Source organism: Janibacter sp. CFPM2_SD2 (assembly GCF_057364645.1).
In genome coordinates, this window is the sequence record NZ_JBNFOF010000171.1 from 1 (window position 1) to 6,767 (window position 6,767).

A 6,767-nucleotide genomic window follows, 5' to 3' on the forward strand; every position below is an offset into this window, starting at 1 on the left:
CGCGGCGCCCGACCTGGGTCCTGCGCGGCCTGGCCGAGCTGCCGGTCACCCTGGCGCCCGCCGCCGGCTGAGCACGAGAAACACCCCCTTCGCAGGAGGTCGAAACCCGTGCGAAGGGGGGTGTGTCTCGGGGGCCCCGGAAACCCGGGGTCGGTCAGCGCGCGGGGTGGGTCAGCGCTCCTCGGTGCCCGCGATGAAGGCCTCGAGCTTCGCTCGGCCCTCGGTGTCCTCGCGCTGCTCCGGCGGCGACTTCATGAGGTAGCTGCTCGCGGAGAGCAGGGCGCCGCCGACGCCGCGGTCCTTGGCGATCTTCGCCGCGCGGATGGCGTCGATGATGATGCCGGCCGAGTTGGGGGAGTCCCAGACCTCGAGCTTGTACTCGAGGTTGAGCGGCACGTCGCCGAAGGCGCGACCCTCGAGGCGCACGTAGGCCCACTTGCGGTCGTCGAGCCAGGCCACGTAGTCCGAGGGGCCGATGTGGACGTTGCGGTCGTCCTTCTTGCCGGCGAGGGGGCCCTCGAGGTTGGAGGTGACGGCCTGCGTCTTCGAGATCTTCTTCGACTCCAGGCGCTCGCGCTCGAGCATGTTCTTGAAGTCCATGTTGCCGCCGACGTTGAGCTGGTAGGTGCGGTCGAGGACCACGCCGCGCTGCTCGAAGAGCTTGGCCATGACGCGGTGGGTGATCGTCGCGCCGACCTGGCTCTTGATGTCGTCACCGATGATCGGGACACCGGCGTCCTCGAACTTCTTCGCCCACTCCGGGTCGGAGGCGATGAAGACGGGCAGGGCGTTGACGAAGGCGACGCCCGCGTCGATCGCGCACTGCGCGTAGAACTTGTCGGCCTCCTCGGAGCCCACCGGCAGGTAGGAGACGAGCACGTCGACCTCGGCGTCCTTGAGCGCCTGGACGACGTCGACCGGCTCGGCCGGGGACTCGTCGATCGTCATGGCGTAGTACTTGCCGATGCCGTCGAGGGTGTGGCCGCGCTGGACGGTGACGCCGGTCGTGGGGACCTCGGCGATCTTGATGGTGTTGTTCTCCGAGGAGTTGATGGCCTCGGCGAGGTCCTTGCCGACCTTCTTGTCGTCGACGTCGAAGGCAGCGACGAACTCGACGTCGGAGACGTGGTAGTCGCCGAAGGTCACGTGCATGAGACCGGGGACGCTGCCCTGCGGGTCGGCGTCCTTGTAGTACTCGACACCCTGCACGAGCGAGCTCGCGCAGTTGCCGACGCCGACGATGGCGACGCGGATGGCGGTCATGGGTTCTCCTTGATGGGGGGCGGGTTGAAGGCGGGATGTGCGGGGTCGCTCAGCGAGCCCGGGCGCACCTGGGGGGTGCGTCGCTCGGCGTCGATGAGCTCGTCGAGCCAGGAGACGGCGCGCTCGATGGCGTCCTCCCCGTGGCTGTGGAGGGCGGCCGTCCACGGGTCGAGGCGCTCGAGGCGCTCGCCGTCGCGCATGGCGCTCAGTTGCTCGGCGAGCCGGGCACGGCGACCCTCGAGGATGCGCAGGCGCACCTCGCGCTCGGTCCGGGTGAAGAAGGCCAGCCGGACGTCGAAGGCGTCGTCCGCCCAGCTGCTCGGGTCGGTGCGCCCGGCGATCGTGGCGAAGGCCTCCCGGCCTGCGTCGGTGATCGTGTAGGTGATGCGCTGCCGGCGGGTGCCGGACGCGCGGGCCGCGTCGTGGTCGACGCTGACCAGGTCCTGCCCCTGCAGGCTCGCCAGGCAGGGGTAGAGGGTGCCGAAGGAGAGCGCGCGGAAGGCGCCGAGCCGGGTGTTGAGCCGGCGACGCAGCTCGTAGCCGTGCAGCGGGCTCTCGTGGAGCAGGCCGAGCACGGCGAACTCGAGCATCTCGCGACGGCGCACGGCAACTCCCTTCGCTCCAATCGGTGGACCCGGCCGAAGGGGGTGGGCCCGGTGGGGCGCGGATCGGCAAGGCGGGATCAGGTTACCCGATGTATCGAGCAGATACATCGAGCGAGGAGATGGCCGCGCGTCGTCGTGCGTTCATACTGGAGTCAGTCGTACCCGCCCCCGTCCCACGAGGTGCTCCATGGCCAGGTCCCCCCGCACGCGCGCCGAGGCGCGCTCGCGACGCAGCACCCGGCGTCGTCGTGGTCGCCGGGGCATCGTGCGCAAGCTCCTGCTGGCGCTCGTCGCGCTCATCGCGCTCGGCATCGTCGGGGTCGTCGTGGCCTACATGCTCACCGACATCCCCAAGCCCAACGACCGCGCCGTCTCGCAGGCCTCCGTCCTCTACTACTCCGACGGCAAGACCGAGATGGATCGCATCGCGACGGTCAACCGCGAGTCGGTGGAGATCAAGCAGGTGCCCGACGGGGTGCAGCACGCCTTCATCGCCGCCGAGGACCGCACCTTCTACGACAACCGCGGCATCTCGCCCAAGGGGATCTTCCGGGCGATCTCCGGTGCGGTCGCCGGCGAGGACCGGGGTGGCGGCTCGACCATCACCCAGCAGTACGTGAAGAACTACTTCCTCACCCAGGACCGCAGCCTCGAGCGCAAGGCCCGCGAGATCCTCATCTCGGTGAAGATCGACGGCGAGCTGAGCAAGGACGAGATCCTCGCCAACTACCTCAACACCATCTACTTCGGTCGCGGCGCTGACGGCATCCAGACCGCCTCCAAGGCCTACTTCGGCAAGGACGTCAGCAAGCTGACGCCGTCGGAGGGCGCCCTGCTGGCGAGCGTCATCCGCGGACCCTCCCTCTACGACCCGGCGCTCGGCGAGACCCAGACCGCGGCCGCCAAGGAGCGGTGGGCCTATGTCCTCGACGGCATGGTCGCCGAGGGGTGGATGACCCCGGCCGAGCGGTCGAAGCAGAAGTTCCCCAAGACCATCGCCCCCAAGCAGCGCTCGGAGGCGGCCTCCGACGACATCGGCTTCATCACCGAGGAGGTCCGGCAGGAGCTGCGCAGCCGGCTCGACCTCACCGATGCCGACATCGACCGCGGGGGCTTCAAGATCGTCACGACGATCGACAAGGACGCCCAGGAGTCCGCGGCCGCGGCGGTGAAGAAGTCGCGCCCCACGGGTGAGGGCACCTCCGACCTGCACATCGGGCTGGCCTCGATCGAGCCGGGTGACGGCGCGATCCGGGCGATGTACGGCGGCTCGCGCTTCGGCACCGGCCGCTACGGCTACTTCAACTCCGCCGTCGACGGCAAGATGCAGGCCGGCTCGACGATGAAGCCCTTCACGATGATCGCGGCGCTGCGCAAGGGGATCCCGCTGTCGACGACCTACAGCGGAGCCAGCCCCTACTTCAACCGTGCCTTCATCTACGACGGGGCGAGCGCGACCGACATCCAGCGCCAGGGCGGCATCGTCAACTTCGGCAACACCTCCTACGGCCCGGTCAACATGCGCACCGCGACCCAGAAGTCGATCAACACCTACTACGGCCAGCTCAACCTCGCCGTGACGCCGAAGTCGACCGCCGAGTCGGCCAAGGACGCCGGTGTCGTCGCCTACGACGGGGACAAGCGCACCTCCCTGTCGACCGGGCCCGGCAACGTCTTCGGCACCGACGCGGTGCGGGTCATCGACATGGCCAATGCCTACGCGACGATCGCCGCCGAGGGCCGCCGGGCCACGCCGTACTACATCTCCTCGGTGAAGAGCACCGGCGACCAGCACGACCTCGACTACAAGGTGAAGAAGGACGTGCGCCGCGCCTTCCCCCAGGACGTCGCCCGCGACACCATCCAGGCGATGAGCCTGGTCAACCAGCCCGGCGGCACCGGATACCCGACGGTCGCCGACCTCGGCCGCCCCGTCGGCGGCAAGACGGGCACGACGTCCAACAACTACGCGGCGTGGTTCGACGGCTTCACCCCGGGGCAGCTCGCGACCGCCGTCGGCATGTACAAGGGCGACGGCCGGCTGGTCGAGAAGAACCAGCTGAAGAACCTCGGCGGCTTCGCCGAGGTCACCGGCGGCACGATCCCGGCGCGGATCTGGACCGACTACATGATCGGCGCGCTCGAGGGCGAGCCGGTCGAGAGCCTGCCGCCGGCCGGCAATGTCACCTTCCGCCCGCAGACGAGCCGTCCGACCGACGCCCCGGCGCCGATCACGACGACCCAGACGCCGGTGCCGCAGCCGACGACGACGCGCTCGACAACCCAGGAGCCGACCTCGACGTCGAGCAGCTCGACCCGCTCGAGCACCTCGACGACGAAGAGCTCCTCGACGACGAAGAGCAGCACCACGTCGTCGACGACCCCGCTCGACGACCAGCTCTTCGACGACCAGCTCTTCGACGACCCGCCGACGACGACCCGCCGACGGACGACGGCGCCGTCGCCCACCTCGACGAGCGAGCCGTCGCCGACCTCGACGCGTCAGACCCCGACCCTCCCGAGGCCGAGCCTCACCCCGGCGGCAGCGGCTCGGCCGGGCAGGGCGACTAGTGCCCCGCGAGTGGACCGAGCGCGACCTGCTCCCGCGGGAGGCGAGCGCGCTCGTCGGGGGCCGCTCGGCCGTCGGGCCGCGCCGCGTGAGCGCTCGCTGCCGCGGCTGCTCCCGCTCGTCGTGCTGCTCGTTCTGCTCCCGATGGGGTCGGCCTTCCTGCGCCAGGGGCACTGCGTCGTCAACGGCTGGAACGGCAACGACCAGTTCTGGCGGGGCTGCTTCTCGGACCTGCCGGCCCAGTACCAGCTCGCCGGGCTCGACCGGGGCCTCGGCGGCTGGCTGACCGGTGAGATCCGCCTCGACCAGATGCCGCTGCTCTCCGGGCTCATGTCCGCCGTGGGCGGCCTCGTCCCCGAGGCCGGCTGGCTCGACGCCTCCCGCTGGTACATGGCGCTGTGGACGATCATCATCACCCTCTGCCTCGTCGCGGCCGTCTGGTGTGTCGGAATGCTCCGCCCCGAGCGGCTCGACCTGGCGACCCAGCTGGCCCTGTCGCCCGTGCACGTCGTCGCCGCCCTCCTGTCGCCCGACCTCGTCGTCGTCACCCTCGTCATGGCGGCGATGCTCGCCGACACCCGCCGCCGTCCTGTGCTCGCCGGCGTCCTGCTCGGCCTGGCCCTGCTGGGGCACGCCTGGGTGGGCATCGTCGCCGTCGCGCTCGTCGTCGCCGCGCGTCGGGTCGGGCACGAGGCGGCCGCCGTGCGGACGGTCCTCGTCGCCTCGGCACCGCCGTCGGGCTGGCCGTCGTCCTTGCGCTCGCCTCGCCCGACATCGTCACCGGCCCGCTGCGGGCGTGGTGGGGCGAGAAGCCCGGCTACGGCTCCGTCCTGCTCATCCCCGAGCTCGCCGGGCACCCGCTGCCCGCTCGCGTCGCCCCGCTCGCCTCGGTCGCGGGCTGGGGACTGGCCGTGTGGGCCTGCGTCGTCATGGTCCGCAGGGCCTGGCGTCCCGCGACCTGGGCGCAGGTCGCGGCCTTCGCCGTCCCGGTCGTCGCGCTGACGAGCCCCTCGGTGCCGGTCCAGGCGGCCCTGTGGGTGCTGCCGCTGGCGCTCCTCGCGGGCGTCTCGTGGCGGACCCACCTGGGCCTCGTCGCCGTCGAGGCGGTCCACGCCACGGCGCTGTGGCTGCACATCGGCGCCGCCGCCGACCCCGACAAGGGCCTGCCGGCCCAGTGGTACGCCGTCGCCGTGCTCGGACGGGCCATCGCGTGGGGTTTCCTCATGTGGAGCGTCTGGTACACGCCGGTCGACAACCCCGGCCCCCGTCCACAGGCTCGTGCCCTGCCGGACGACCGTCCACAGGAGCCGGTCGCGGTCTGATGCGGACCCCCCTTCGTCCGGCACGCTTTGGTGCGAAGGGAGGGCAGCCGATACCCTGAGGCGTCCCCGGAGCAGGTCTGTCACCCGACCGGCGTGCCCGGGCACCGATGCACCAACCCTCCTGTCACGGAGAGACCGTGACCGCACAGACCGAAGGAGGCGGGTTATCAGCATGCGTCAGTACGAGCTCATGGTCATCTTCGACCCCGAGACCGACGAGCGGGCCGTCCAGCCCCTGTTCGACAAGTTCCTCACCGTCGTCACCAAGGACGGCGGCAGCGTGGACAAGATCGACCACTGGGGTCGTCGTCGTCTCGCGTACGAGATCAACAAGAAGGCCGAGGGCCTCTACGCCGTCGCCAACCTGACCTGCACGCCGGCCACGAGCAAGGAGCTCGACCGTCAGCTGGGTCTCTCCGAGCAGGTCCTGCGGACCAAGCTCATGCGCGTCGACGCCTGAGAGGCGTCCCTCCCGGCCTGTCGGTCCCCACTGACAGGCTCACCTGAGAGATCACCGATCGACAAGGAATCCCATGGCAGGCGAGACCCCCATCACCGTTATCGGCAACCTCACGGCTGACCCGGAGCTCCGGTTCACCCCGAGCGGCGCGGCCGTGGCCAACTTCACCGTGGCCTCGACCCCGCGCACCTTCGACCGTCAGACGAACGAGTGGAAGGACGCGGAGACGCTCTTCATGCGCTGCTCCGTGTGGCGCGAGGCTGCTGAGAACGTGGCGGAGTCCCTCACCCGTGGCACCCGCGTCGTCGTCACCGGTCGCCTCGTCTCCCGCTCGTGGGAGGACAAGGAGACCGGGCAGAAGCGCTCCGTCATGGAGATGCAGGTCGACGAGGTCGGCCCGTCGCTGCGCTACGCCACCGCCAAGGTGACGAAGACCCAGCGCGGCGGTGGCGGCGGCCAGGGCGGCGGCTCCTGGGGGCGGCGGCGGTGGCCAGCAGGGGTGGTTCTGGTGGCGGCTTCGGCGGCCAGCAGGACGACCCCGTGGGCGA

General features: G+C 70.7%; 6 protein-coding genes. 4 read left to right on the forward strand and 2 right to left on the reverse strand.

The annotated features are described in order from the left end of the window. Positions 1-171 precede the first annotated feature (171 nt). Positions 172-1,263 carry an inositol-3-phosphate synthase gene (locus AC2W7J_RS14080; protein ID WP_255184825.1) on the reverse strand — a complete coding sequence of 364 codons (1,092 nt, stop codon included), beginning with the start codon at positions 1,261-1,263 and terminating at the stop codon, positions 172-174. After that, on the reverse strand, positions 1,260-1,868 hold the full coding sequence (locus tag AC2W7J_RS14085) for a PadR family transcriptional regulator (protein ID WP_255184824.1): 609 nt from the start codon (positions 1,866-1,868) through the stop codon (positions 1,260-1,262). Before AC2W7J_RS14085 ends, AC2W7J_RS14080 begins: the two co-directional genes overlap by 4 nt. 187 nt (positions 1,869-2,055) lie before the next feature. Between AC2W7J_RS14085 and AC2W7J_RS14090 the strand changes: the two genes are divergently transcribed. The 4 genes from AC2W7J_RS14090 to AC2W7J_RS14105 all read left to right on the forward strand — a co-directional run. Beyond that, positions 2,056-5,439, forward strand: coding sequence for a transglycosylase domain-containing protein (locus AC2W7J_RS14090; RefSeq protein WP_485983145.1), 3,384 nt, complete (start codon positions 2,056-2,058; stop codon positions 5,437-5,439). A gap of 11 nt (positions 5,440-5,450) precedes the next feature. Then, positions 5,451-5,759 (forward strand): hypothetical protein, encoded by a 309-nt coding sequence (locus AC2W7J_RS14095; RefSeq protein ID WP_485983147.1) that lies wholly within the window; start codon positions 5,451-5,453, stop codon positions 5,757-5,759. Positions 5,760-5,931: 172 nt separating this feature from the next. After that, positions 5,932-6,219, forward strand: a complete 288-nt coding sequence (gene rpsF / locus AC2W7J_RS14100) for a 30S ribosomal protein S6 (protein ID WP_084451046.1) — start codon at positions 5,932-5,934, stop codon at positions 6,217-6,219. Between the two features lie 73 nt (positions 6,220-6,292). Then, the coding region (locus tag AC2W7J_RS14105; protein ID WP_485983149.1) for a single-stranded DNA-binding protein at positions 6,293-6,767 on the forward strand (475 nt) is incomplete at its 3' end.

Bases quoted from the DNA above. Each gene is read 5' to 3' on its own strand.
- AC2W7J_RS14080 (WP_255184825.1), bottom strand. From the start codon at position 1,263: ATGACCGCCATCCGCGTCGCCATCGTCGGCGTCGGCAACTGCGCGAGC.
- AC2W7J_RS14090 (WP_485983145.1), top strand. From the start codon at position 2,056: ATGGCCAGGTCCCCCCGCACGCGCGCCGAGGCGCGCTCGCGACGCAGC.
- rpsF (WP_084451046.1), top strand. From the start codon at position 5,932: ATGCGTCAGTACGAGCTCATGGTCATCTTCGACCCCGAGACCGACGAG.